General features: G+C 60.0%; 27 protein-coding genes. 15 read left to right on the top strand and 12 right to left on the bottom strand.

The window, feature by feature from the left end; all coding sequences use genetic code 11:
- Window positions 1-7: 7 nt before the first annotated feature.
- Together dps and BW974_RS10230 are read left to right on the top strand one after the other, a co-directional pair.
- Entirely contained in the window at window positions 8-676 is a 669-nt protein-coding gene (gene dps / locus BW974_RS10225) for a DNA starvation/stationary phase protection protein Dps (protein ID WP_084186228.1), read from the top strand.
- 54 nt (window positions 677-730) lie between these two features.
- Entirely contained in the window at window positions 731-1,042 is a 312-nt protein-coding gene (locus BW974_RS10230; RefSeq protein WP_076430018.1) for an MTH1187 family thiamine-binding protein, read from the top strand.
- Between the two features lie 103 nt (window positions 1,043-1,145).
- Here the strand turns inward: BW974_RS10230 and BW974_RS10235 are convergent, their stop codons facing one another.
- Window positions 1,146-2,645: a TrkH family potassium uptake protein gene (locus BW974_RS10235; RefSeq protein WP_076430019.1), complete on the bottom strand. Its 1,500-nt coding sequence runs from the start codon at window positions 2,643-2,645 to the stop codon at window positions 1,146-1,148.
- 105 nt (window positions 2,646-2,750) lie between these two features.
- Between BW974_RS10235 and mch the strand changes: the two genes are divergently transcribed.
- From mch to BW974_RS10250, 3 genes are all read left to right on the top strand, one after another.
- Entirely contained in the window at window positions 2,751-3,683 is a 933-nt protein-coding gene (gene mch, locus BW974_RS10240) for a methenyltetrahydromethanopterin cyclohydrolase (RefSeq protein ID WP_076430020.1), read from the top strand.
- Entirely contained in the window at window positions 3,680-4,165 is a 486-nt protein-coding gene (locus BW974_RS10245) for a double winged helix-containing putative transcriptional regulator (RefSeq protein WP_076430021.1), read from the top strand. The genes mch and BW974_RS10245 overlap by 4 nt, the downstream gene beginning before the upstream one ends.
- A gap of 136 nt (window positions 4,166-4,301) precedes the next feature.
- Window positions 4,302-4,979, top strand: a complete 678-nt coding sequence (locus BW974_RS10250) for an HAD family hydrolase (protein ID WP_076430022.1) — start codon at window positions 4,302-4,304, stop codon at window positions 4,977-4,979.
- A gap of 87 nt (window positions 4,980-5,066) precedes the next feature.
- Here BW974_RS10250 and BW974_RS10255 read toward each other — a convergent pair whose 3' ends face one another.
- The 5 genes from BW974_RS10255 to BW974_RS10275 form a co-directional block, all read right to left on the bottom strand.
- On the bottom strand, window positions 5,067-5,411 hold the full coding sequence (locus BW974_RS10255; protein ID WP_076430023.1) for a hypothetical protein: 345 nt from the start codon (window positions 5,409-5,411) through the stop codon (window positions 5,067-5,069).
- A 31-nt stretch (window positions 5,412-5,442) separates the two neighbouring features.
- Window positions 5,443-7,086, bottom strand: coding sequence for a GTPBP1 family GTP-binding protein (locus tag BW974_RS10260; RefSeq protein WP_076430024.1), 1,644 nt, complete (start codon window positions 7,084-7,086; stop codon window positions 5,443-5,445).
- Window positions 7,087-7,176: 90 nt separating this feature from the next.
- Window positions 7,177-8,190 (bottom strand): restriction endonuclease, encoded by a 1,014-nt coding sequence (locus BW974_RS10265; protein ID WP_245799988.1) that lies wholly within the window; start codon window positions 8,188-8,190, stop codon window positions 7,177-7,179.
- Between the two features lie 85 nt (window positions 8,191-8,275).
- Window positions 8,276-9,709, bottom strand: a complete 1,434-nt coding sequence (locus tag BW974_RS10270; RefSeq protein ID WP_076430026.1) for a BGTF surface domain-containing protein — start codon at window positions 9,707-9,709, stop codon at window positions 8,276-8,278.
- Window positions 9,710-9,892: 183 nt separating this feature from the next.
- Window positions 9,893-10,456 carry a J domain-containing protein gene (locus BW974_RS10275; RefSeq protein WP_245799990.1) on the bottom strand — a complete coding sequence of 188 codons (564 nt, stop codon included), beginning with the start codon at window positions 10,454-10,456 and terminating at the stop codon, window positions 9,893-9,895.
- A 78-nt stretch (window positions 10,457-10,534) separates the two neighbouring features.
- On the opposite strand from BW974_RS10275, the gene BW974_RS10280 reads away from it, so the two are divergent.
- A complete protein-coding gene (locus BW974_RS10280) occupies window positions 10,535-10,765 on the top strand; it encodes a hypothetical protein (protein WP_076430027.1) in 231 nt (76 codons plus the stop codon).
- Between the two features lie 31 nt (window positions 10,766-10,796).
- Here BW974_RS10280 and pyrF read toward each other — a convergent pair whose 3' ends face one another.
- A complete protein-coding gene (gene pyrF / locus BW974_RS10285) occupies window positions 10,797-11,594 on the bottom strand; it encodes an orotidine-5'-phosphate decarboxylase (RefSeq protein WP_076430028.1) in 798 nt (265 codons plus the stop codon).
- A 72-nt stretch (window positions 11,595-11,666) separates the two neighbouring features.
- Here pyrF and BW974_RS10290 point away from each other — a divergent pair, with 72 nt between their 5' ends.
- Window positions 11,667-12,323 (top strand): HAD family hydrolase, encoded by a 657-nt coding sequence (locus BW974_RS10290; RefSeq protein ID WP_076430029.1) that lies wholly within the window; start codon window positions 11,667-11,669, stop codon window positions 12,321-12,323.
- 4 nt (window positions 12,324-12,327) lie between these two features.
- Here the strand turns inward: BW974_RS10290 and BW974_RS10295 are convergent, their stop codons facing one another.
- Complete coding sequence (locus tag BW974_RS10295) at window positions 12,328-12,717, bottom strand: DUF7993 family protein (RefSeq protein WP_076430030.1); 390 nt, start codon at window positions 12,715-12,717, stop codon at window positions 12,328-12,330.
- A gap of 25 nt (window positions 12,718-12,742) precedes the next feature.
- A complete protein-coding gene (locus tag BW974_RS10300; RefSeq protein ID WP_076430031.1) occupies window positions 12,743-13,189 on the bottom strand; it encodes a DUF2240 family protein in 447 nt (148 codons plus the stop codon).
- Window positions 13,190-13,280: 91 nt separating this feature from the next.
- Between BW974_RS10300 and BW974_RS10305 the strand changes: the two genes are divergently transcribed.
- Window positions 13,281-13,658, top strand: coding sequence for a 30S ribosomal protein S8e (locus BW974_RS10305; RefSeq protein WP_076430338.1), 378 nt, complete (start codon window positions 13,281-13,283; stop codon window positions 13,656-13,658).
- Window positions 13,659-13,754: 96 nt separating this feature from the next.
- On the opposite strand, the gene BW974_RS10310 is transcribed toward BW974_RS10305, so the two are convergent.
- Window positions 13,755-14,753, bottom strand: coding sequence for a phosphate signaling complex PhoU family protein (locus BW974_RS10310; protein ID WP_076430339.1), 999 nt, complete (start codon window positions 14,751-14,753; stop codon window positions 13,755-13,757).
- 320 nt (window positions 14,754-15,073) lie between these two features.
- On the opposite strand from BW974_RS10310, the gene BW974_RS10315 reads away from it, so the two are divergent.
- From BW974_RS10315 to phoU, 5 genes are all read left to right on the top strand, one after another.
- Window positions 15,074-16,093 (top strand): PstS family phosphate ABC transporter substrate-binding protein, encoded by a 1,020-nt coding sequence (locus BW974_RS10315; RefSeq protein WP_076430032.1) that lies wholly within the window; start codon window positions 15,074-15,076, stop codon window positions 16,091-16,093.
- Window positions 16,094-16,148: 55 nt separating this feature from the next.
- A complete protein-coding gene (pstC, locus tag BW974_RS10320) occupies window positions 16,149-17,105 on the top strand; it encodes a phosphate ABC transporter permease subunit PstC (RefSeq protein ID WP_076430033.1) in 957 nt (318 codons plus the stop codon).
- 1 nt (window position 17,106) lies between these two features.
- Window positions 17,107-18,789 (top strand): phosphate ABC transporter permease PstA, encoded by a 1,683-nt coding sequence (gene pstA / locus BW974_RS10325; protein WP_076430034.1) that lies wholly within the window; start codon window positions 17,107-17,109, stop codon window positions 18,787-18,789.
- A gap of 84 nt (window positions 18,790-18,873) precedes the next feature.
- Entirely contained in the window at window positions 18,874-19,674 is an 801-nt protein-coding gene (gene pstB / locus BW974_RS10330) for a phosphate ABC transporter ATP-binding protein PstB (protein ID WP_245800013.1), read from the top strand.
- Window positions 19,675-19,723: 49 nt separating this feature from the next.
- Complete coding sequence (phoU, locus tag BW974_RS10335) at window positions 19,724-20,401, top strand: phosphate signaling complex protein PhoU (RefSeq protein WP_076430036.1); 678 nt, start codon at window positions 19,724-19,726, stop codon at window positions 20,399-20,401.
- 514 nt (window positions 20,402-20,915) lie between these two features.
- On the opposite strand, the gene BW974_RS10340 is transcribed toward phoU, so the two are convergent.
- Window positions 20,916-23,138 (bottom strand): CDC48 family AAA ATPase, encoded by a 2,223-nt coding sequence (locus BW974_RS10340; protein WP_076430037.1) that lies wholly within the window; start codon window positions 23,136-23,138, stop codon window positions 20,916-20,918.
- A gap of 203 nt (window positions 23,139-23,341) precedes the next feature.
- Between BW974_RS10340 and larC the strand changes: the two genes are divergently transcribed.
- Both larC and BW974_RS10350 read left to right on the top strand, forming a co-directional pair.
- Complete coding sequence (gene larC / locus BW974_RS10345; protein ID WP_076430038.1) at window positions 23,342-24,712, top strand: nickel pincer cofactor biosynthesis protein LarC; 1,371 nt, start codon at window positions 23,342-23,344, stop codon at window positions 24,710-24,712.
- 24 nt (window positions 24,713-24,736) lie between these two features.
- Window positions 24,737-24,961 (top strand): hypothetical protein, encoded by a 225-nt coding sequence (locus tag BW974_RS10350; protein WP_076430039.1) that lies wholly within the window; start codon window positions 24,737-24,739, stop codon window positions 24,959-24,961.
- On the opposite strand, the gene BW974_RS10355 is transcribed toward BW974_RS10350, so the two are convergent.
- Window positions 24,962-25,696 (bottom strand): hypothetical protein, encoded by a 735-nt coding sequence (locus BW974_RS10355; protein ID WP_076430340.1) that lies wholly within the window; start codon window positions 25,694-25,696, stop codon window positions 24,962-24,964.
- Window positions 25,697-25,794: the final 98 nt, after the last annotated feature.

The following is a 25,794-nucleotide window of genomic DNA, read 5'->3' on the forward strand; positions in this document are numbered from 1 at the left end:
GGGGAAAATGAGCCGACCAGAAAACCGACCGGAGAGAAGATCGAATCGACACGAGAATCGACCAGACAACCAGACCGCCCGGATGTTTTTCACGCAGAACGACGTTCCCGACGACGATAGACGGGCGCTCGTGGAACTGCTGAATCAGGAACTCGCGGATACGACCGACCTGCTGACCCAGACGAAGTACGCACACTGGAACGTCAAGGGGATGCAATTTTACCAACTGCATCTGCTGTTCGACGAGTTCGCAGACGTGCTGTTCGAACACGGCGACGAACTCGGCGAACGAGTGGCCGCACTCGGCGGGGAAGCCCGGGGAACGGTTCGAATGACGGCGGAGAACTCGCGGATTCCCGAGATTCGAACCGACGTGGTCATCGGCCCGCAGTACGTCGAAGCGTTGGCCAACAACGTGTCGATTCACGCCGCGAACTTGCGTGGGGGCATCGACGCCGCGGAGGCACACAACGACCAAGACACGGCCGACCTGCTCACGGAGTTATCCCGCGAAGTGGACCAATACCTCTGGTTCCTCGAAGCACACCTCCAGCGGGAACCGATTCAACCTGCGATGGAAGAACGTGGCGGGAGGTCGGAAGGGGAGCAAGAACAGGGCCACGGAGAACGACCGCAACGGTATCAGCAGGGAACAGCGCCGACGCGACAGCAGTGAACAATCTGACAGAAACCACCCACGCTTAGGTAGCCGACAACCGACGAGGGGAGTATGACAGTAATCGCGCTCCTTTCCGTCGCGCCGGTCACCGAGGACAGCATGGCGGGCGAAGTCGCAAAGGCGGTGGAAGCACTGGACGAGTTCGACGTCTCCTACGAGACGAATCCGATGGGGACGGTCATCGAAGCGGAGTCGGTTGACGACCTGTTCGCGGCCGCGCAGGCCGCCCACGAAGCGGTCGATGGCGACCGGGTGAGTACGGTGCTGAAAATCGACGACAAGCGAACGAGCGACCAGCGCGCGCAGGAAAAAGTCGATGCCGTCGAGGACGTACTGGGCCGGGAAGCGAAACGCGAGCAGTGAGTAGAGACGGGCTAGGTCGGCCTGTGAGGGTCTTCCTGTGACAGTCGGCCCGGAATGGTCGGTTGTCTGCGACAACCGACCCACCCGACCCAACCGACCGTCTTCACGTTCGCCAGTAGGCAGGGGTGAGCAACACGAGCACCGGCAGAATCTCGATTCGCCCGACCCACATCAACACGACCATCGCGAGTTTTGCGGAATCCGAGAACGGTTCGTAACTCCCGAACGGCCCGGCGACGCCGAATCCAGGGCCAATGTTGAGGAAGGTGGCCGCCGCCGCGCCCATCGCGTCGAACTCGCCGATGTCGGGACCGACGCGGGAGGCGTCCAGCACCAAGAAAACCGTCGCGGCGGCGAAGATGACGAGGGAGATGAGCGTGTAGGCGTAGATACTGCGAACCGACTCCTCGTCGACTGCATCGCCGCTGAGCCATACGGGACGAATCACGGATGGATGCGTCGCAGTGAACAAGTCCCGACGGAACGCCTTTATGACGACTAGCCAGCGCAACGTCTTGATGGAACAGGTGGTACTCCCGGCCATGCCCCCGATGAACATGCAGATGAACAGCATGTGTTTCGCGGCGGCAGACCACACGTTGAAATCCACCGTCGCGTATCCGGTCGTGGTCATGATGGAGACGACCTGAAACGCGGCGTGGCGAAGCGTTGCTTCGATAGTACCGTCGAAGTCGGGGTCGTTGACGAGGAGGATGCTGACGACAATCGTGAAAAGGGCGAGCAAGGAGACGTAAAATCGGAACTCCTCACTTTGGCGGAGACGACTGGTGTCGCCCTGTAGGGTGAAATACAGCAGAATGAAACTGGTCGCACCGAGCGCCATGAACGGAATCGTCACCCACTGAATCGCTGGTGAAAACGCGCCGATACTCAGCGGTTGCGGCGAAAACCCGCTCGTGGATACCGTCGTCAGCGGATGGGCGACCGCGTCAAAAAGCGTCATGTTCGGCGCGAAACCTGCGTGATGAAGACCGTAAAATAGCGCCATCTGGAGGACGGTCAGTCCCACGTACAGCGACGACAGCAGACGGGCGGTTTCCTCAATTCGAGGGGTCAACTTGTGAACGTCGCGGGTTCGCGTCTCGGTTTCCATCAACTGCGCGCCACCGACGCCGAGTTCCGACAGCACCGCAGTCGCAAGGACGAGGATTCCTAATCCGCCGAGCCACTGGATTAGTTGCCGCCAGAGCATAATCGACTGTGCGTGAATCTCGAAGTCGGTGATAACCGTCGCTCCCGTCGTCGTAATTCCGCTGGTACTCTCGAATAGCGCGTTCACCGGATAGGCAACAGCACCTCTTCCTGCCGTAACGAACGGAATCGCCCCGATGAGCGCGATGGAAAACCACGTCAACGCGACCATCAAAAACGCTTCTCGGTGGCCGAGTGTGCGCTCCTCGGTGAGGTTTTCGAGTCCAAGGCCGAGGACGAACGTGACCGCAATAGTGACCGCGAACGGGACGAGCGGTTCGGCGTACAAGAGCGCGACGACGGCGGGAAGACAGAGCGGCACCGACAACCATTTTAGTATCGTCCCGACGAAACTGCAGCTCGACCGCCAATCGACCCGCACCCGTACCATCAAGTTTGCCTTATCAACCCACCATGAAAAGTAATCCGAGATGCGTCCGAACGAGCGGGCGGTGAACCGATAAACGGTTTACCGGATGCCGACCAATTTCGGAGCATGGACAGCCTCAATCGAATGGCCCTTGAACTCGTTGACGAGGCCATCGACTTCGCGGGCGAACTGAACGTCGCCGCCTACGAACTGGACAACGAAGCGACCGTCCTCGATTTCGGTATCGACGCGGACGGCGGAACGGAGGCCGGACTCCTCCTCGCGGAACTTCAGACCGCCGGATTAGCCACGGTACAAACCCAGATGGGCGACGTTGCGGGCGCACCGTTTCCTTACGTCGAACTCTCGACCGACCAACCCGCGCTCGCACTGCTCTGTTCGCAGAAGGCGGGATGGGAACTCACCGTCGATGAGTTCGACGGACTGGGAAGCGGCCCTGCGCGCGCGCTGGTCGCGGAGGAAGACGAATATCAGCGCGTCGGTTACGCCGACTCGTTCGAGTTCGCCGTCCTCGCAGTCGAATCCGACCGACTTCCGGACGAGAAGGTCGCGGAACACGTCGCCGATCTCGCGGGCGTCGAACCGAACGCGGTGTTCCTCCCGACGTTCGCCACGGGAAGCATCACCGGGAGCGTCAGCGTCGCCTCCCGCGCCGCCGAACTCGCCGCTTTCCGACTCAGCGAACTCGGATACGACCCGTTGGACATCCTCTCCGTAAGAGGGTCGGCCCCGGTTGCACCGGTCAGTCACGACGAAGCAACCGCCATCGGGCGGACGAACGATGCGCTAGCCTACGGCGGTCGGGTGCATCTCACCGTCCGCGAGGAGTTCGACCGATTCGACGAACTACCATCGACCGCGAGCGACGAGTACGGCACGACGTTCCAGACGTTCTTCGACGACGCAGAGTGGGATTTCGAGGCGATTCCCGAGAGCGTTTTCGCTCCGGCGCAGGTGACCGTGGATGTCGTAAACGGACCGACGCACGTCCTCGGCGAGACGAACCACGACCTACTGGCGGACAGCTTCGACCTGTGAAATTCAAACTCGTTCCCTCTGCACCCGCGGAGTTCGATTTCGTGGCGGACGCACAGAAGGCGGTGCCGCTGGTTCCCGGCACAGAGGACGACTGCTGTGCCCGCCTGATGAACCGACTCGGCTTTCAGAGTCGGGACGTGGCCCGGACGTGGCTCACCTTCCTTCGGGCGCTCGAACTGGCCGAAGAGACGCAGTCGGGGTTCGCCCGACTGCGTCGTGACCCGGATCGGGAGAAACTGGCCGAATCGTTCCAATCGCGGGTGTACGGCGTTTCGATTGTCCTGTCCGTACTGGACGAACACGGCCCACTTTCCGAGCGGGCCGTGTTCGAGAAGTTCCGCGAGGAGATTCCGACGTGGGAGCGCCACAAAGACCCGAGTAGGGTCGAGGAAGTGTGGCGCGAACGAGTCGGAAATATGCTGGACTGGGCGGTGCTGTTGGGACTGGCAGAGCGGGTGGATGGGAATTATCGGCGGGTGTAGTACTGTCAGGTACGACTGGTCGGCGAAACCGACCGATCGGAGTGGCAGAGCGCATCGAACCGAACTGGTTCCGTCTTCGAATATAAATGTTCGCCGACGCATGATTTTTGTCAGCACAACTCCTCTTTTTCGCGTGATGGACATCGACACGGTTCTCTTCGATTTGGACGACACACTCTTGGAGTACGAACAGGATTCGCGAGACGTGCTTTCCTCGTCGTTCGACCGGGTCGGCGTCGAACCGTTCTTCGACATCCCGGCGTACCACGCCCGATACGACGAGTTTCTGGAGCGGGGGAAAAGCGTGGACGAACAGCGGTCGAACTGCTTCGCGGCGATTGCGCGCGACGCGGAGTACGACCCAAACGTAGGTCGGACGGTCGCAGAGGCGTTCGCCGATATTCGTGACCAGTCGCGGGTGCGCTACCTGCTGGGCGCACCCGTGATGCTCGAAACCCTCGCGCGCGACTACGCGCTCGGAATCGTCACGAATGGGTCGCCGGAGATGCAGCGAACGAAGATGACGGCGCTCGGAATCGACGAGTACGTCGATGCAATCGTCTTCGCGGGCCACGACGCGCGCGCCAAACCACACCCGGAACTGTTCGAATCGGCGTTGGCGGAACTCGACTCGACACCTGAACGAGCGATTCACGTCGGTAATTCGCTCAGCACCGACGTTCCCGGTGCGAAGGCCGCGGGACTCGGTGCGGTGTGGGTGCCCGCAAATCCCGAAATCACGCCCGACCCGACCCCGGATTTCGCCTTCGAAACGCTCCATCCGCTCGCCGAGCATCCGTGGCGGAGCGCGTAGGTTTATACGTCGAAGAGAAACCAGTTCGGTGCGATGCGTGAACTCGTCGCCTCGATTGTTCGCTTGGCTTTCAACCTGTGTTTCCGCTCACTTTCCTGCCTGCATGTACCGATAGCCGAGCAGAACGAGCATCACCGACCCCGCCACGCCCAGCAGCAGGGAAAACTGGTCGCCGCCAGCAACAAAGTAGTTGGTCAGCGACCAGACGACGACGCCGCCGAAAAAGGCCGCCCGCCACCGAGCAATCTGCGTAATATCGCGGAAGACGCCAATAAAGAGGACACCGACGAGGTATAGGATAGCAAGGCCTTCCAACATCCCACCCACGCCCTGTTCGGAAACCAGCCCAACGACCGAGACGAGTGCAACCACCAGGAGAATCGCGGTGAACGCTTTCGTCGCGGTGGTCGCATCGAATCGCAGTTTCGACATGGGCGAAACTGCGGGCGAGGGGAAAATAAACCTACTCGACTGACGTTACGTCGGTGACGGTGCCCACGCCTTTGCTCTGGCCCTCGCGGAAGACGAATCGCTGGCCTTCTTCGACGAGGTATGGCCGAAACTTGAATCGGACACTCGTCGTCCCTTTGTCGCCGGGCAGGAGACGGCCACCTTCGGGTTCGAAGATGGCAGTTTCGCTCATCGTTTCGAGGTGGACGACGGGTTCGTAGCCGGTGCCGATGTTGGTCGGATGGTTCAGCACCATCACTTCGGCGTCGAACTCCCAGACCGCGTTCGGTTCCGCTTCCGGTGGAACCAGAACCATACCGCGTTCGATGTCCGCTTCTCGGACGCCTTTCAGCGCGATACCGACGATTCGCCCCGCCTTCGCCTCATCGACGCGGTGGTAGTGCATCTCGATGGAGCGGACTTCCACCTCGCGGAACTCGCCGTCCGGCATCGGCCCGAGGAGAAGTTCGTCGCCAGCCTCCACCTCGCCCGAATTTATCGTCCCGCTGGCGACCGGGCCGACGCCGGTCACGCTGTAACTCCGATCGATGTACATCCGGAACTCGCCGCTGTCGGCGGTGGTTTTCGGCAACTGCTCGAACATCGTATCCAAGGCGTCCAACCCTTCCATGGTGACCGCGCTGGTCATGAGGATGGGAACGACGTTCGTGTCCACTTCCTCGATTGCGACTTCGACGCCGTGGCGTTCGACCCGGAGCGGCGTTTTGCCGACTTCGCGGAGCAGTTGTTCGACTTCGCGTTCGACCTCCATGGCGCGCGCTTCGTCCACCATGTCGGTTTTCGTGATGGCGACGATGGTCGGCAGTTCGGTCGCGAGCAGGATGCCCAGGTGTTCGCGCGTCGTCCTCGTCGGGCCGTCGTCCGCGGCGACGGTCAGCAGGCCGTAGTCGAGTTTCTGCCCGACGAGGCCGCGAATCGTCGTCCGAAGCCACGGTTCGTGGCCGACGGTGTCCACGAACGAGACGAGTCGGTCGCTCTCCTCCACGATTCGCGCCCGGTCAGATTTCCGGTGTGGATTGTCCATGTGAACCGGGCCGTCGTCGTCGAATCCGTACACCGCGTAGGAAAGGTCGGCACTGAGTCCGCGCTGAACCTCGTGTGGTTGCACGTCCAGATAGCCCCGCGTTCCGCCCTCGCCGTCGTCGGACTGGCCGGTGACGAGACTGCCGACGAGCGTGCTCTTCCCGTGGTCTACGTGTCCTGCGGTTCCGACCACGATGTGTTCGCTGTCGGTTTCGAGGACGGCACCTTCGCGGATGGTGGCGACGCCGACGATGCCGCCGTTTCCGTTTCGGGTCGAAGCGCGTGTGCTCGTCTCTGTGGCGTCGATACCCCACGTTTGTACGTCTTCGATGTGCGCACCCGCTTCCTCGGCGAGGAACGAAAGCACGTCCATCGACTCCGAAAAGAGTTCGGGGTTGATTCCCGCCAGTCCGCCGTCGTCGGTGACGCCGACTACGTATGTCGCTTCCCCATCCCCCGAGAGGACACGGTGGCGTAACTGCGCGGCCAGACTCTCCATTCGCCCTTCGGCAAGGTGGATTTCCCTCGTCAGTCGTTCCTTGAACTCCACGCTACCGCCTTCCTGCTCTCCCCGGTCGAGAGCCCGCTGTAAGGCGGCGCGGTCAGCGCTCATAAACGCGAGTTAGGGACGGTCAGTCAAAAGGTTTGCCCGCGTTACAAGACCGTTGACAGCGGTCAGATATAGTGATCTCCGGACTACTATTTACGGTTCTACGGCCAAATTTGAATCCTTCTGGAACGTAATCGAAATCCCGCCGTGTTTCGCCCGGTCACTCACGACGAGAGTTGCGTCGGTGGCGTCAGCATCGACCGAAACCAGCGTACTGAAGGTTTCCGTCTGACCCTCTTCGATGACCATCGGGCTGAAATCAGTCACGTTTGTCAGCGGTTGATAGCCGTAGAGCGTTCCATTCGAGAGGACGCCGAAATTGCCTGGTCTGAGTCCGACCGAGTCGCTGCCCTCGTTCGTGACGTTCATCGTAACGAGGAGGAACTGTTTGCCCTCGTCCGGTTTGTAGACGCCGGGGTCGCCGGAGTCGAGCGAATCCGAATCGAGTTCAGAGACGCGCTTTGCGTTCCACTGCACGGAAAGCGAGTCGGTGGAGTTGTTCGCGGCCGTGGACTGTGCGGTCACGTTCCAGTCCTGCGTTTCGACCTGCCCGCCGGTTCCGAGAATCATCGGGGCGACCACGGTCGCCCCGACGAGTCCGAGGAGGAGCACGACGACACCGGCCACGAGTTTCGGCTGGACGGGCAGTGAATCCGGCACCGAATCCGAAAGCGAAAACGGGAGGGAAACGCCGTCGTCGGAATCACCCGGTTCCGACGCGGCTGTTCCATCTCCATCGCCGTCGCCATTCGCGTACTGTCCGACGAGGTCGTGGAGTTCGCGCGCTTCGATGATGGTTTTCAGTTTCTCGCCATCGACCAACTGCACGCCCGCCTGCGAGCCGATTTTTGCCGCGTCCTCCGAAAACGTCCCCGAGGTGACGACGGCACCCTCGCCGACGCCGTACTGCTTGCACAGCATGACGAACTGCTGGAGTTCCTTGCCACTGACGCCCTCACCCGTCGCTGGTCGCGCCCAAATTAACCCCTCAGCGCCCTCTCGCTGAAGCGTGACGAACGATTTTCCTTTCTTCGTCGTCACCTGTGTTTGCCAGCCCTGTTTCGTCCAGAGGGCGGCGACGAACTCGGCGAACTGGGACTGTTCCATTTTTCGTATCATGGTCTGTGTGGGGGAGAGGGCAATCCGTTCGTGCTGGTATCTTCACTCATCCTATAAAAATTATCACACATGTTCATCGTGAGCGGCGGGCGACGAGGAGCGCGGTGGCGAGAAGCGCCACGAGCGAGACGATTACGTTGAATCCGGGCAGACCGCCCTCCGAGACGGTCTGCGCTGAAATCGGCTGTTCGGTCGGAATCGGTGTCGGCGGCGCTGTCGTGGTCGTTGTCGTCGTTGTTGTCGTGGTGGTTGTTGTGATCGTGGTTGTGGTTGTCGTCGTAGTCGTAGTGGTGGTCGTCGTCTCCGGCGTTTCCGGTTCGAGCGTCGGTGCGACGATACCGCGAATTTCCTTTTCTTGGTCACGGAGTTCGACCATGAACTCGGTGCCCGACGCGAGGTCGCTGAAATCGAACGTTGCGCCGAACGTTCGGTTGTCCGTGACGACCGGCGCGGGGTCTGCGTGCCAGATGAACGGATTCGTTCCCTTGTCGAACACGCTCACGTTGATGGTCGTTCCCGGCGCGAGCGTCGTGTCGCCGCCGATAGTCGTCTCGTTCGCCACGACCATCACGTCGCCGGTGTAATCGACTGACACCCGGCGTTCGACCACCGAAACGCTCGTTTCCGCGACTTCGGATTCCGCAACCATCGGATTGTCTGCGCCGACTTCGAACGTCGCGTCGTACTCCTCGCCGACTTCGATGTCGTGGCTCGCCGTATCGGCAATCAGGTAGAGCGTGTCCGTCTCTTCGTCGAGCAGTAGACGGTCTTCGTCGCCCGCAGTTACGTCCTCACCGGTGAACTCTTTCGGGGTCGTGTTCCGGCCGTTGTTCGACTCCCGGAACGTGACGGATACCCCCTCGGCATCACCTGCCAGATTTGCGCTTTCGACGAAACCGCCGAGTCCGGAGGCGTTGAGTGCGAAGACGAACTGGTCGCCGTGCGCAATCGTTCCGTTAGCGTCGGTCATCGACGCGGCCTCCCGCAGGTCGGCCGCCGGGTTGTCCGCCGATTGGATTTCCGAGAGGTCAGTGTTGGCCGGGAGAACCATCGTGCGTGCATCGCGCGTCTCGCGCTCTTTCACCGTGAACGTCCCTACGTCCTGCCTGACGCCATCGACCGTGACGTTCATTTCGTACTCGCCGGTTTGGAGCGGGCCAGTGCTCGACGGAACGATTGCGTTTGGAGTTCCTCTGAGACTTCCCCCGACCAGCGAAACCGAGTCGTTCTCGTCGGCCCGGTAGGTGTTGACGGCGAGGGTCGTCGTTCCTTTCGTCACGTTCGCCTGCACCCAGAATCCGTTGGCTTCCGACCCGATGTTGACCGTCGCGGCGTCGTTCGTCTTCACCGTTATCTCGATAACGTCGCCGCGGTGGTCGCTCACCGTCGCGTCCTCGAACGTAGCGCTCTTTCCACTTGCGATACCTCCCGAAATAATCGGCGTGGCAACGGCCGAACAGAGGAGAACCGCAACGAACACCACGGTCGATTTCCTTCCACTGCTCATTTACTGACACATCTCTGATAGTATTGGAGGCCCAATTCCTGAAAACGAATATTCCCCGCTATCTGGGCGTCGATAGCCGGGGACGATACTGTCGGCATGAGTTACTAAGAAGAATGTTATGAACCGACTGTAATAAATTCGTCCGTCAGTACCGGAGTTGATAATCGGAGTTGGAACTGCTTCTCAGCGGTCGCTCCGAACCCGTTCGTATGCGCGATTGACGCGTTTGAACGCCTCTTCGTTTCCGTTGGCCCGGTCTGGGTGAACGTCTTTCACCTTCTCGCGGTACGCCTCCCGAACCGCCTCGTCGTCAGCATCGACATCGAGGCCGAGGATTCGGTATGCCTCCGCCGGACTCGGGCCGGACGAACCGTTGACGGTCGCTCGTCTGCGGTCGCCCTCTCGGGCTTCCCACCGGGCCTGTTCGCGCGCCTGCCATCGCGCTCGCTCTCGGGCACGTGAACTCGTTCGCGCGCGCGACTGACCACGGGTTCGCTGTCGCGTCCGCCGTCGGCCCCCGCCGCGAGGCGACCCGAATCCACGATTCGGGTCGCGGTAGGCGGCCTCTCGCTCGACTTTCTTCTGGAGTCTGCCCGTCGCGTGGTACCAGAGGATAGCCGTCGTGATACCGAACGGTATCGCGAAAATCACCAGAAACAGGTTGTACCAGAGCCCGAGAATGGTGAGGGAAACCGTAATCCCAGCGAAAACCGCGGAAAGACCGAGCAAGAGGCGCGACCTGAGCACGTTCTGCGGTACGGGAGGATGGGTGTTAAGCCTCTCGCCGCCCACAGACTGATAGCCGTCGGCGATAAACGAGAAGACATGAGCGTCACTGGTCTGTGTCAAATCTGTGAGACGGCGAAAGCGACGCACGACTGCGACCGCTGTGGTGCCCTCGTCTGCGACGACGACTGGAATCGGGACACCGGTTTCTGCGTCGAATGTGCGGCGGAAATCGGTGGCGGGAGCGGCGGCGGAAAACGAACGCCGGAGGGCCCGGGAAGCGAGGATATTCGGCCGCCGGACACCGACGACGAGACGCATCAGTTGTAGGCCACAACTGCTGTCCGGAAACGATTTCGCCCTACCGATACTGATTCAACTGCTTTTTGAGTTGCTTCGCCGCCTGTCCGGAGGCTTTGTGGAAATCCTCGCCAGCATCCTCGCCCGCGAAGATGATTCCCCGCGAGGAGTTCACCAGTCCGGCACCGCGTGCGGTGGCGTAGGTCGCCGCCGCTTCCGCGTCGCCGCCCTGCGCGCCGACGCCGGGGACGAGGAACGGGAGGTCGGGAACGCGTTCACGAACTTCCTCCAGTTCGTCGGGCGTCGTCGCGCCGACGACGAGTCCGACGTTTCCGTTCGCATTCCAGAGGTCTGCAAGCGAAGCGACCCACTCGTACAGCGATTCACCGGAGGCCAGTTCGAGGTCTTGGATGTCCGTGCCGCCGGGGTTCGAGGTTCGACAGAGCACGAACACGCCCTTGTCTTGGCGCGAGAGGAATGGGTCGAGCGAATCGCGGCCCATGTACGGATTGACCGTAATCGCGTCGGCCATGTCGAGTAGGTTCGCGTACTTCCGAGCCGTGTTGCCGATGTCGCCGCGCTTTGCGTCCAGCAGAACGGGAACGTTTTTTCCGCGCGCATACGCGATGGTTTCTTCGAGTGCGGCCCAGCCATTCCTATCCTCGTAAAACGCGACGTTCGGCTTGTACGCCGCGGCGTGCTCGTGGGTCGCGTCGATGATTCGGCGATTGAACGCCCAGCGCGGCAGGTCGTGGTCGTGGAGGTGGTCGGGGATTCGGTCTACGTCGGCGTCCAGTCCGACCGAGACGATGCTGTCGATGGCCGAAATTCGTTCCCCGAGGCGGTCGAAGAAGTTCATACTCCGAACTTTTCGCGATGGGTCATGGATGTATCGAACTGATAAAGAGCACTCGGCTCGTAGACGTATCAAATGCGCGTGACCGCTGTGGGTTTTGACCTCGATGATACGCTTGCGGTAACCGACCGACCGCGAGCGACGCTTCTCTCGGACGCGACAGAAGCAGTGAGCGCCCCGTCGCTCTCGCGCGATGACTACCTCGATGCCCACAGTCGGCATCTCGCGACCGAAACGCGGGAGCCGATTTTCGCCGACCTGCTTCCGGAGGAAAGCAAAATTTCGTCCGAGACGCTCACGGAGGCCTACCGAAACGCGATTCTCGACGCGCTCACGCCGCTCACTGGCATCCCGAACATGCTCGATACGCTCCGGCAGAACTACCGCGTCGGCCTGCTCACGAACGGCCCGGTCGTCGCTCAACGCGGGAAAATCGCGCAACTCGGCTGGGAGCCGTACTTCGATACGACCATCGTCACGGGGGAACTCGACGCGGGAAAACCCGACAGTCGGGCGTTCGACGCGCTCTGTTCCGAACTCGAATCGTCACCGGAAGAAACCGTCTACGTCGGCGACAATCCCAAAATGGACGTTTTGGGTGCGAACGATGCCGGAATGATGACCGTTCAAGTACTGTATCCCGGCGGCCCGGAAGCCGAACCGGCTGCCGACGCGCACATCGACCGCGACGAACTCGTGCTGGGACTCCCCGATTTGCTTTCCTCGCTCTAACCGTCTAATTAGCGTCGAGTCCGGCAATCAGTGCGTCAACGGCGCGTTTGACGTGCGCGCCTTGTTCCACGAAAATCAGCACCCGCGGCGGTTCGACCGCTTTCGGGCGAACCAGCAAGTCAGCTTCGCGTGCGGTTTTCTCCGCCGATTCGATTCCCTCCGTCAGTTCCATCCGAATCCTGTCGGGGTGGACGAACACGCTCACCACATGCTTGCCGTTCGGTCCACTATTTTGTTCGACTTCGTAGGCCAGTGTCCCGTCTTCGCTCGGTTCCACGTCGCGGTTCGCGTTTACCACGACAAGCGAATCGAGCGGCGGGTCTTCTCGCCCGTCGAGTTCCGAAGAGAGAAGTTGTGCGATGCGCACGCCGTCGGTGGTTCTGTCCTCGACCATATCCGGATTTTGGCGAAGCGCGGGTTTACGCTTTGAGGTCTTCGAGTGCTTCGTCCGCTTCACCGCTGACGTCGATTCCCTTCCGGCGCGCGTAGACGATAGCGGCGGCTTCGACGGAGATGCCCACTTCCTGTTGCAGTTCGTTGATTTCGGCGACCGCGGTCTGTTTCGTTGTTCCGTGCGCGACAAGTTTGTCGAGCACCTTCTCGAACGTCGATTGCTCCTGTAGCAGACTTTCGTCCGGTTGGAACTCGTCCGGAATCTCGATGTCGGCGGGGTCGAACTCCGCGACGAGCGTTTCGTCTTCGTGCGAGAGAAGTCCCTGTCCGCTGGCGACATCGACGAGACGCTTCGCTTGGTCGGGGGAAAACCAGTCTCGGTCGAGCGACAGCGCGACGACGAACTCGCTTTCACGCATCCGCTCGCGCCCGTTTTGCTGGAACGGCGCGGCGACGGCTATCCGCAAACTCATGGTCAAGCAGAACTGGATATTGCGGCCTAAATCTGCCGATGTCGAGCCACGAATCGAGCCATTGAAGTATTTCGTGGGCGACCCTCACGATATGAAAGACCAAGGACGCTCCACCCGAAAGCGAACCGGTGGCCGACTGAAGCCCCTCCGAAAGAAGAAGAAGCACGAACTCGGCCGTCAACCGACCGAAACGCAGGTCGGCGAACCGCGCTTCCGCACCACGGACGCCCGTGGCCGCAACACGAAGATTCGCGCGCTCACCACCGACGCCGCCAACGTGACGACGGGCGACGAAACCGTCAGCGCGACGATTCAGGACGTGCTCGAAAACGGCGCGAACCCGAACTACGCCCGCCGAAACATCATCACGAAGGGCGCGGTCATCGTCACGACCGAAGGCAAAGCGCGCGTGACCTCGCGTCCGGGCCAGACCGGTCAGGTCAACGCCGTCCTCGTGGACGACGAGTAATCGAATCTCACTTTTCGATTCGCCGATTTTGCGGAGCGACGGCGCTATCGAGGAGAGAGAGTCGAATGTAGAATGACAGAAATCGAACTGGCGATTTTATGGTCGCGGTGCGGCCTTCTGGAGCGCAGTTTCGGCGATGTTGCCGCCGTAGTCGGCACATCGGGAGAGTGAGTCAACAACGAGTCCGAGCGACTGGGCCTGCTGTGGGTCTTGTTCGCGGAGCAGTTTGTCGATGGAGCGTGCGTGTTCGTCGATTTCCAAAATCGCCTGCCGGGCTTCGTTTGCGAGTTCGGTCGCTTCGTCGGTGTCGGCGGAAAAGAGGGCGTCCATCGCGGTGTCGATAACGTCGGTGGCGTCGTCGTGGAGTTCTTCGAGACTTTCCATCACTTCCTCGGGAGGTGCCGACGACATCTGAAGCGTGAGCCGACCGATTTTGGCGGCGTGGTCGGCGATGCGTTCGAGTTGGCGCGCACTGGAATGGTAGTCGAAACACACCTCGCGGGACATACCGAGTTCTTCGGTCGCTTTCGCGGTGCGAAGTGCGGCCCGGAAGATTCGGGAGACGACGTACCAGAGGCGGTCAACGTCCTCGTCGCGGGTGATAACGTCGCGCGCGATGTCCTCGTCGTTCTCGGCGAGGGCGGTGATTGCGTCGTCCAGCATCGAGAGGGCGATGAGGCGCATGCGCGTGACCGCGTTGTGAATCGACAGTTCGGAGGAGTCGAGGAGGTCTTGAATGACGACCTTGTTGCCGGTTTCTTCGAGCACTTCGAGTCCGACCAGCCCTTGTGTCGCCGAGCTGATGGTTCTTCGCTGTTCCGTCGTAATGCGATTGGCTTCGAGCGTGATGATGTCGAATCCGCTCACGTACATCGTCATGACCGCGCGATTCAACTCCTCGTCCTGTAGGTCGCGGATGTCGAGCGTTCCTTCCAGCTGGTCGCGTTCGTCCTTCGGAGTGAGTAGTAGCGAATCCGATTCCGGATAAAATTCGACGACGCTTCCCGCTTCGATGCCGTTATCGGTTGCCCACGTTTTCGGGAGCGAAACGGTGTACGTCGAACCGCCGGTGACCTGGACTTTGCGCGTCTCCATACGTTCGTATGGTTCCGAGTATACCATAAATCCACCCATCTCTATATACAGATTCGGAAAAACCACTATCTTCACGGATAGTATGGTCCTCGCTCATATGAGTGATGGATATATAAAATATGACTTCGAGAAGGGAGAAAAATTAGGAAGAGAATACCTCAGCTAAATTGAAGCTTATCGCCCCAGATACGCTACAGAGGATATTTAGCGTCGTACAAACACCGGATGACACACATGACCAAACGTAGAACAATAGCATACTTAGAAATATATAGAAATAATAGCAACGTATTATTACGTTCTGCCCTTCGAATTCGATGATGTCAGACAAGTCGTCAAGCGGCGTTTCGCGGCGGAAATTCCTCATGGGAGCAGGTGCATCGGGCGCAATCGCGCTTGCGGGTTGTACGAAGAATCCCGCGGCGGGAGGCGGTTCCGGAGGTTCCGGCGGCGGCGATGGCGGCGGACTGAGCGGGTCGATTAGCATCTCCGGTAGTTCGACGGTGTTTCCGCTGGCGCAGGCGATTCAGGAAGAGTTCAATAAAGAATACGAAGACGTGGGCATCAACATCAAATCGACCGGAAGCGGTGGCGGGTTCGCAAATCACTTCTGTCCGGGGAAAAGCGATTTCAATAACGCGTCCCGGCCGATTCAAGAGGAAGAGGTGACGTCGTGTGAGAACAACGACGTGACGCCCGTCGAACTCCAAGTTGCGACGGACGCACTCACGGTCGTCGTCAACAACAACAACGACTTCGTCGACTGCATGACCGTCGATGAACTCAAACAGATTTGGCAGGGTGGCAACGACAAAGTCACCAACTGGAGCGACGTGAACTCCGACTGGCCGGACGAGAAGATTCAGCTCTACGGTCCGACTGAGGCCTCCGGAACGCTCGATTACATGCACGAGGCCGTCGTCGGCGAGGACAACGAGCACCGGATGGACCATCAAGCGAGCGAAAACGACAACAGCATCATCAGCGGCGTCAAGGAGAGCAAATACGCGCTCGGTTACCTCGGCTTCTCCTACTACAGCAAATCCAAAGACGAAGTGAAAGCGCTCGGCATCGACAACGGCAACGGCTGTGTCAAACCGTCGCTCGAAACCGCAAAGTCGGGCGAGTACAAGCCGCTTTCGCGACCGTTGTTCACCTATCCAGCGCAGTCGGCATTGAGTGAAGACCATATCGCCGAGTTCGCGAAGTTCTGGGTTGAGCAGACGACGAACCAAGAAATCGTGGCGGATAGCGTCGGATACGTCCCGCTCGACGACTCGCAGAAAGAAGAACAGATGAATGCACTCGAAGAGGCCATCGAGAAGGCGAACGGTAACTAAAGCGACTGAATCGGTAAACGAAGGCCTTTTCGAATACGACTGAGGAATACGAACAATGAGTACTGATCGGATAACACAAAATCTTACAAGACGAACAGGCAATTCGTCGCGGGAGCTGCTAGCGCGTCTATTCTTCTTCACGTGCGCGCTCCTGTCGATAATCACGACCGTCGGTATCGTTCTTTTGCTGCTGAACGAGTCGCTGCGGTTTTTCAGCGAAACCGCGGGAATACTCGGCGTCAGCGGAGAGACGACATCGATATTCGACTTCTTGACTGGGTCAACGTGGCGACCTAGTAGCGGTGAGTTCGGTGTTCTAGCGCCGCTCACCGGAACGCTCATGGTAACCATCGGTTCTGCACTCATCGCGTTGCCGCTCGGCGTTACAACTGCACTGTATCTGAGCGAGTACGCAAGCCCGCGAACACGGGCGGTGTTGAAACCAGCACTCGAAATCCTCGCTGGTGTCCCGACCGTCGTCTACGGTTTCTTTGCACTCATCTATATCACACCGTTACTGGACATCTTCATCGACGTACAGTTTTTCAACATGATATCGGCGAGCATCGTCGTCGGTATCATGATAATTCCGATGGTCGCGTCCATCAGCGAGGACGCGATGAGCGCCGTTCCCGATTCGCTTCGACAAGCGGGATACGGAATGGGTGCGACGAAGCTCGACGTCTCTGTCGGCATCGTCATCCCTGCAGCTATTTCCGGTATCTTTTCCTCGTTCATTCTCGCGCTGTCGCGCGCAATCGGGGAGACGATGGCAGTGACTGTCGCGGCAGGAAGCGTCGCATTCCTCCGAAATCCGCTCAACCCGATGGAATACACTAACCCGAACATGCCGATTACGGCGGCAATCGTGAGCTCGCTTACGGGCGACTTCGCTGGTGGCGGTATCGCATATCGGAGCGCGTTCGCCCTCGGCCTCACCCTGTTCGTCATCACACTCCTGATGAACGTCGTCAGCGACCTCATCGCGGAACATTACCGGGAGGAATACTAAGATGGCAACAGACACAGGCGAATACGAGAAGACCAGCGGATTCGGGCAGGTCAGTCAAACGACCGGAACGATATTCAAGTACGCACTGCTGGCCGCGACGCTCGTCGGTATCATCGCGCTGGGTGCGTTGTTGCTGTACGTGGCAAACGACGCCATTCAACCGTTTACGGCCGACCCCGGATGGTATCTCGTCTTCTTCACAACTTTCGTCCTACCAACTGTTGCGGTCGGTTGGTATCTGAACCGAACCAGCGGAGTCGCACTTTCAACGGGGGTAACCACAATCGGGATGCTCCTCGTCGGGACGATATTCGCGGCGGGTATCTCGACCGTCTTCATCGACGTGGTGTACCCGCTCATGTGGTTCGCGTACTTCGTCGCGTTCGCCGTCCCCATCGCGTTCGCCATCGGATTGAGCAGGAGCGATTTCGAAATCCCGTTCCTCGGCTGGCTGGGTATCACGGTGATCACCTTTGGCGCATCGTTGGCGCTCGTGCCATACGGCATCCTTCGCCTGCTCTACATTCCGACGAACGGCATGTCGATGGCGCTCACCTTCGGTTCGGTGGCGGCACTCGCCGGAAGAAGCTACGTTAGCAAACGGTGGGATGAGGAACGAACCGCGAACATCGCGGCCGGAATCATCCTCCTCGTGACGATTCTGTCGTCGTTTGTCGGTGGTCTCACCGGCATCGGGGCGGTTGCCGCACCGATTCTGACGACAATGGCCCTTGTCCCGGTCGGACTCTACGTCGCCGACACGGTCACTCATCGGCCGGAAAACAAGGTTGGGCTCGCATTACCAGTTGCCATCATCGGTGGCGCACTCCTCGGGGCGTTCCTCGTTGACGTCCTGTCGTTCGCCGGGCCACAGTCGTGGCTCGACTGGGGATTCGTCACGGGCAACAGTTCAAGCACTGCCGCAGACGCGGGTCTGTATCCTGCAATCGTCGGTTCGGTGCTGTTGATGTTCGTCGTCTCACTCGTATCGTTCCCGCTCGGCGTCGGTGCCGCAGTGTACCTCGAAGAGTACGCCCCGGACAATAAGCTAACGAGAATCATCACAATCAACGTCTCGAATCTGGCAGGTGTTCCAAGTGTCGTGTACGGCCTGCTCGGCGCGGGTGTCTTCGTCACGTATCTTGGCCCCGGTATTCCAGTGCTTCCACCGGCAATTGCGAACCCGCTCGGCCTCTCGCCGGTATACGTCGCCGGGAGCCTGTTCGGTTCCGGTACCATCGTCGTCGGTGGACTGGCACTCTCGCTCCTCATCCTGCCCATCATTATCATCTCGTCGCAGGAGGCGATTCGAGCAGTTCCGAACGACATGCGACAGGCGTCCTACGGAATGGGCGCAACGAAATGGCAGACGGTACGAAACGTTGTCCTACCGCGAGCGTTCCCCGGCATCCTCACCGGAACGATTCTCGGATTGGGACGTGCGGTCGGTGAGACCGCGCCGCTCATCATGATTGGTGCGGCGAACATCGCCCCCGTTCCGCGCACGTTCGAATCGGTCGTCGCCGCGATGCCGATGCAAATCTACGTGTGGGCAGGGACGTTCGCCACGCCTGAGTTCTTCGAGCGAGTCGTCCCGGCGGGCGTCATCGTCCTGCTCATCGCCATGCTGGCGATGAACTCGGTCGCGATTGCACTGCGGAACAAGTATCAGAAGGAGGGATAAACTATGAGTCAAGAAAACATGCAGAACGAGGAAACGAGCGACAGAGCGCGTGCGGAAGAGCCATCAAATTCGATGTCAGACGACATGGTCATCGACACCGACGTCGATTCGGGAAGCGTCAGTCGTGCAGACACGCAACCGATAATCACCTCGAAGGACGTGAAGGTCTGGTACGACGACGACCAAGCGCTCCAAGGAATCGACATGGAGATTCCGAAAAACCGCGTCACCGCGATGATTGGCCCGTCCGGCTGTGGCAAATCCACGTTCCTTCGGTGTATCAACCGGATGAACGACCTCATCGACGCCGCAACGGTCGAAGGCGAACTCTCCCTGCGCGGGAAGAACGTCTACGACGACGACGTTGACCCGGTTGCGCTCCGTCGCCGCGTCGGAATGGTGTTCCAGAAGCCGAACCCGTTCCCCAAGAGCATCTACGACAACGTCGCCTACGGACTCAACATTCAGGACAAAGACGGCGATTACGACGAAATCGTCGAAGAGTCACTGAAGCGCGCCGCGCTGTGGGACGAGGTGAAAGACCGACTGGACGAATCTGGTCTCGAACTCTCCGGCGGCCAACAACAGCGCCTCTGCATCGCTCGCGCTATCGCACCCGACCCGGAAGTGCTTCTGATGGACGAACCCGCGAGCGCGCTCGACCCCGTCGCAACCTCGAAGGTCGAAGACCTCATCGCCGAACTGGCGGAGGATTACACCGTCGTCATCGTCACCCACAACATGCAGCAGGCGGCGCGTATCAGCGACAAAACGGCCGTCTTCCTGACCGGCGGCGAACTCGTGGAGTTCGACGACACGCAGAAAATCTTCGAGAATCCCGAACACGAACGCGTCGAAGATTACATCACCGGCAAATTCGGATAAGATTCATACCGACGACTCTCAAACACACCACTACCTCTCGAATACAACTATGGCACGCAAAAGCTACCAACAACAACTGCTAGACCTCCGTGAAAACGTTCTCTACATGAGCGAAGTCGTGATGGAGCGTCTTCGTCTCGGACTCAACGCACTCGAACAGAAAGACCGCGACCTCGCCCACGAAGTCATCGAGGGCGACGACGAGGTGAACGAACTTTACCTCGAACTCGAACAGGACTGTATCGACCTGCTCGCGCTCCAGCAACCGGTTGCAAGCGACCTCCGGATGATTGCCGCGTCGTTCAAAATCATCACCGACCTCGAACGAATCGGCGACCTCGCGGTGAACCTCGGCGAGTACACGCTCCAAGCCGACCACGACGTGTTCCCCGAAGTCGATATTCAGGAACTCGGCAACGTCACCCTCGACATGCTGGAAGTGACGATGGACGCCTACGACGAGGAGGACACCGACGCCTGCTACGCCGTCGCCGACCAAGACGACGATTTGGACGACCTCTGTGAGCGCGCCAGCGCGCTCGTCGTCCGCGACCTCATCGAAACCGAACTCGAAGAAAACACCGAACAGGAAATCGAACGACTCCTCCAAGACGTTTCCCGCCTCCTGCTCACCATCCGCGACTTGGAACGTATCGGCGACCACGCAGTCAACATCGCCGCTCGCACGTTCTACATGGTCGAAAACGACGACGAACTTATCTACTAGCACCTTTTTCTGCGGTCGGGAGCCGAGACGAACGCCGCGCGGCGTTCGTCTCGGACTACCTCCCTGGAAAAATCTGCACCAAAAACACTGCGTCACCTCCTCCGTCGCGTCGAAAACTCGCGGTGCTCGTTTTCTCGCTCCGTCGAAGGTTCCTTGGCCCGGAAAATCTCCGATTTTCCGGAGAGTAAACTGGCCGCCAGCGGTTGTGTGGTCTGCTTATTTTGCCGGTTGTGTCACCGGCCTATCGCTCGCGTTGCTCGCTATCCTACGCTGGTGACCGAAGTTCTCGTGAGTGACGAAGGAGCGATAGACAGGCCTGCTTTTCACAGCGACAAGTACACTCACCGCGAACGAAGTGAGCGGGCCGACGACTGAATGGAGTCCGACAGACTCGCTGTGCGAGTCTGTCGGAACGAAATGAAGGAGGAGTGCTTTTGATGAACGTTTTACAGGGAGACAGTCAGTTCGTCCGCGAAATCGCGGACGAACTGACCTTCGACCGTCGTAAAACGTTCTATTGGAAACCGATTCTGCCGCCAGTTTGGCGCTGTGGTCCGGACGAGCCACCCTTGAAGTCCTGTTCGATTTGAGTGTAGTAGTCGAGCAGGTCTTCGGTGATGGTGGCACGCACGCCCTCCATCGCCGCGCGGAAGTGGCGCATCTCGACCTCTTCAGCGTCGTCGTCCTCGCGCAGGGCCTCGATTGCGGCCTCTCTCGCGATGGATTCCAAGTCGCTGCCGACGTAGCCGTCGGTCATCTCCGCGAGTTCGCGCAGGCTCACGTCGGGTGCGAGCGGCGTGTCCTCGGTGTGGATTTTGAGGATTTGCTCGCGGCCTTCCTCGTCGGGTTGGCCGATCATGACGAGGCGGTCGAAGCGACCCGAGCGGATGAGCGCTGGGTCGATCATGTCGGGGCGGTTGGTCGCGCCGATGACCATCACGTCGCCCTTCTCTTCCAAGCCGTCGAGTTCCGTCAGTAGTTGGTTGACCACGCGCTCGGAGACGTTGCTGCCGACCTCCTGACTGCGACCGGGGGCGAGGCTGTCCAACTCGTCGAAGAAGATGACCGTCGGACTGACCTGCCGCGCTTTGCGGAAGGTCTGACGGATGGCCTTCTCGGATTCGCCGACCCACTTCGACAGCAGTTGCGGGCCGCGAACGCTGATGAAGTTGGCGTTCGTCTCGTTGGCGACGGCTTTCGCCATGAGCGTCTTCCCGGTTCCGGGCGGCCCGTAGAGCAGGACGCCGGACGGCGGGTCGATGCCCATTCGGTCGAACTTCTCGGGAGACGTGAGCGGCCATTCGACGCTTTCTTTGACCTGACTCTTGGGGTCTTCGAGACCGCCGACGTCGTCCCACGAAATCTTCGGCAGTTCGACCAGCACCTCGCGCATGGCGGAGGGTTCGACCTCGTTCAGCGCACCCTTGAAGTCCTTGCGCTTCACTATCATCCGGTCGATGAGCGACGGTGGGATGGACTCCTCGTCCAAGTCGATTTCCGGCAGATAGCGCCGGAGCGCCTTCATCGCGGCCTCCTTCGTCAGACTCTCGATGTCTGCCCCGACGAAGCCGTGGGTGTCGTTCGACAGGCTCGGCAGGTTCACGTCGTCCGAAAGCGGCATGCCTCGGGTGTGAATCTGGAGGATTTCGGTTCTCCCTTCCTCGTCCGGCACACCAATCTCGATTTCACGGTCGAAGCGGCCCGGGCGTCGGAGTGCGGGGTCAACCGAATCGACGCGGTTGGTCGCCGCGATGACGATGACCTGTCCGCGCGCTTCGAGGCCGTCCATCATCGTCAGCAGTTGCGCGACGACACGGCGTTCGACTTCGCCGGTCACGTCCTCACGTTTGGGCGCGATGGAGTCGAGTTCGTCGATGAAGATGATAGATGGCGACTCCTCGGCCGCGTCTTCGAAGATTTCGCGGAGTTGCTGTTCGGACTCGCCGTAGTATTTCGAGATAATCTCCGGGCCAGCGATGGAGAAGAAACTCGCGCTGGTTTCGTTGGCGACTGCTTTCGCCAGTAAGGTTTTCCCGGTACCCGGCGGCCCGTGGAGAAGCACCCCTTGTGGCGGCTCGATGCCGAGCTTTTGGAAGATTTGTGGATGCTTCATCGGGAGTTCGACCATCTCCCGCACGCGCTGGATTTCGTTCTGTAGACCGCCGATGTCCTCGTAGGTGATTCCGCCGCCGGTCTTCTCGAAGCCGGAAATCGGCTCTTCTCGCAGTTCGACTTCCGTATCCTCGGTGATGAGACAGACGCCTTGCGGGTCGGTTTCGACCGCAATCAGCGGAATCGCCTGTCCGGGCGAGCGCATGAACGGATGGTTCGTACTCGACATGACGGGCACGATGTCGCGCTCGACCACGGGGCGTTTCAGAATCTGGCGCTTGACCATACCTGCGGCGTCGCTTCCGAACTGCACGCTCGCTTCCTCCGGGGGAGCAAGCACCAGTTTGTCGGCCTTTTCGGCCTCGGCCTTTCGGATTTCGACACGCTCGCCGATACCGACATCGGCGTTTTGGCGCGTGAAACCGTCGATACGGACTGTGTCGGTGTTCCAGTCCTGCCGGTCGGCGCGCCAGACTTTCGCAGCCGTTGTGTCGCCGCCTTCGATTTCGATGATGTCTCCGGGGCTCAGCTTCAGATGCAAGAGCGTGTCCGGGTCGAGACGGGCGATGCCGCGTCCCGAATCGTTCGGATACGCTTTCGCGACCTCCAGTTGCACTTCGTTCATGATTGTTCAGTCACGGGGATGGTTATGGGTGATAGTTCGCGGGGCATAAGTCCTTTGCTACCGGGGTTTTCGGCCACGCTGTCTGCCGATATTGTAGGGCGGTGCCCGCGTGCGATGGTTGACACTACGGGATAACAGTACAAAGGGATAGTGGTGCCGACACGACCGGTGGGATTTTCGCGTTCCGGCACTCCTTGGGACGTATGAGGACGCTTGCGTTCGACGGACGAATGGGGGCCAGCGGCGACATGATTCTCGGGGCACTGCTCGACGCCGGAGCGGATCGAAGCGCGCTCGACCCAGTCGAAAATGCGCTCGATGTAGAGTATTCGGTCGAACGAACCGTCAAAAACGGGATTTCTTCGACTCGGGTTCGCGTGCTGTTGGCCGGCGATTCGCCGGGCGACGAATCGCCGAACGACGGGGACGAGCACGACCCCCACGAACACGGTCACGAACACGAACACGGTCCAAAGCATACTCACGAGGATGGACATCAGCACGACCACGAGCACAAACACCACCACGACCATTCTCACGCCCATTCCCACGACCACCAGCACGCGGAAGGTTCCGGCCCGGCGCGAACCTACCGCGAGGTAATCGACCTGCTGGAATCGCTGGAACTCGATAGCGCGGTCGAATCCGACGCGAAAGCCGTCTTCCGGATTTTAGGCGAAGCGGAGGCGAACGTGCACGACACCGACCTCGACTCGACGCACTTCCACGAAGTCGGCGCGGACGACGCCATCGCGGACGTGGTCGGTTCCTGCCTGCTGTTCGCCGACGTGGAGGCAGAACGAATCGTGACGACGCCACTGGCAACCGGCGGCGGACAGATCGAAATGAGCCACGGAATCTACCCGATTCCCGCCCCCGCCGTGGTCGAGGTTGCGACACAAGCCGACTGGTCGCTCGCTGGTGGCCCGGTCGAGGCCGAACTGCTGACGCCCACCGGTGCGGCAATTCTCGCACACTTCGCCGAGGGCGTCGAAACGGTTCCAACGCTGAACGTCGAACAATCAGGCTACGGTGCAGGAGGGTACGACTTCCCAGAACACCCGAACGTCCTCCGCGTCCTTGCTGGCGAATCTGGGGAGGACGGCGGTCTTATCCGCGACGACATCACGGTTCTCGAAACGAATCTGGACGACGCGCCGCCGGAAGTGCTCGGTGCACTTCAAGATACACTCGCGGATGCAGGCGCGCGCGATGTGTCGGTTCTCCCGGCGACGATGAAAAAATCACGTCCGGGTCATCTCGTGAAGGTCATCACGAAACCGGAGGACGCCGAGCGAGTCGCTCGGAAATTGGCCGAAGAAACCGGAACCCTCGGCGTTCGCGCCTCGGGAGCAAGCCATCGCTGGATTGCTCGCCGGGAGTTCAAGACAGTCACGCTGGAAATCAAAGAATCGGAGTACGACGTGACCGTAAAAATCGCGAGCGACGAATCCGGGTCAGTGTACGACGTGAGTGCGGAATTTGATGATGCTGGTTCGGTTGCGCAGGAAACCGGGGTCGCGGTTCGTGAAGTGATGCGCCGGGCGGAGAAAGAGATACACGAAAATCTATAACTAACGACAAATCGTAGGAAAACTATGGTTCTCGTCCGAGTTCAATGTCCCTTCGACGACTGTGACGGAATGGGTGAGTTCGAAACCGACCCCGAAGGCGAAGTCGTCGCCCGCGAGAAGGGCTACGTCGAACTCGACAAGTTTCAGAAAGTCGGGAAACAGCTAATGACAGGGGCAATCGTCAAGGAAGAACATCTCCAGTGTCCGGTGGACGAGATGCACCAGTACACCGTGCTAGTAGAACTCTGACTATTCCTCGCGATGCTCGGCAAGCGCCTCCTCGATAGTCAACTCGCCCGCCGCGACACGGCGGGCGAGTTCTTCGTCGATTTCGCGGTTGTCCTCCGCGTATTCGCGCGAGCGACGTTTGATGACGCCGAGTTCACCCTGCGTCGGTTCGATGTCGCGTTCTTCCACGACTTCGCCCTCCAATCGCGCGATGTTGACCGCCGCGAGCACGTCACCCATGCCGCGTGCGCCGGTGCCGAGGTAGGGCGTCGTTCCGGTTTCGTCCACGAGTTCGACCAGCACGTCTTCGAGTTCGCGGATGAGGTGCGCGCCTTGCAGGCGCGCGCCGTCGCCGATTCGAACCACAGGATCGATGGCGTCCTCGACCTCCTCGCGGACGATTTCGGCGGCGTCGGCCAGTGGGACGTGAAACGCGGAGATGACGAAGTCGCCCGAGAGAACCGCGATGCCGGGGCGCGTTCCGGGGTCGATACCGATAATGGTTCTCCCAGACTCGCCGCGAAGGATGGCGAGCGCCTCCTCGACCGCCTTTCGGGGATGTTCCGACTCCGCGACGACGACGGGAAGGTCGGCCTCCGGATTGATGTCGTCCCCTTCTCCCCGAATACAGATTCGGGCGTGCTCGGGAAGGTCGTCGTCCGGTTCGATGGTCGTGAATCGGACGCCTCTATCGCGCAGTTCGTTCACCACGTCGTGGTACACTTCGAAATCCGCTGTCGCAACGACGACTGTCACTTCTTCCCCTTCGCAGGGGTGGAACAAAATCGCCACGGTCGAAAGCGCGTCACAGTCGGGCTAAAACCGGAAGTTTTTGCGTGAGAAGGGTCAAGACT

It is taken from the genome of Haladaptatus litoreus (genome assembly GCF_900156425.1).
Classification (GTDB): domain Archaea; phylum Halobacteriota; class Halobacteria; order Halobacteriales; family Haladaptataceae; genus Haladaptatus; species Haladaptatus litoreus.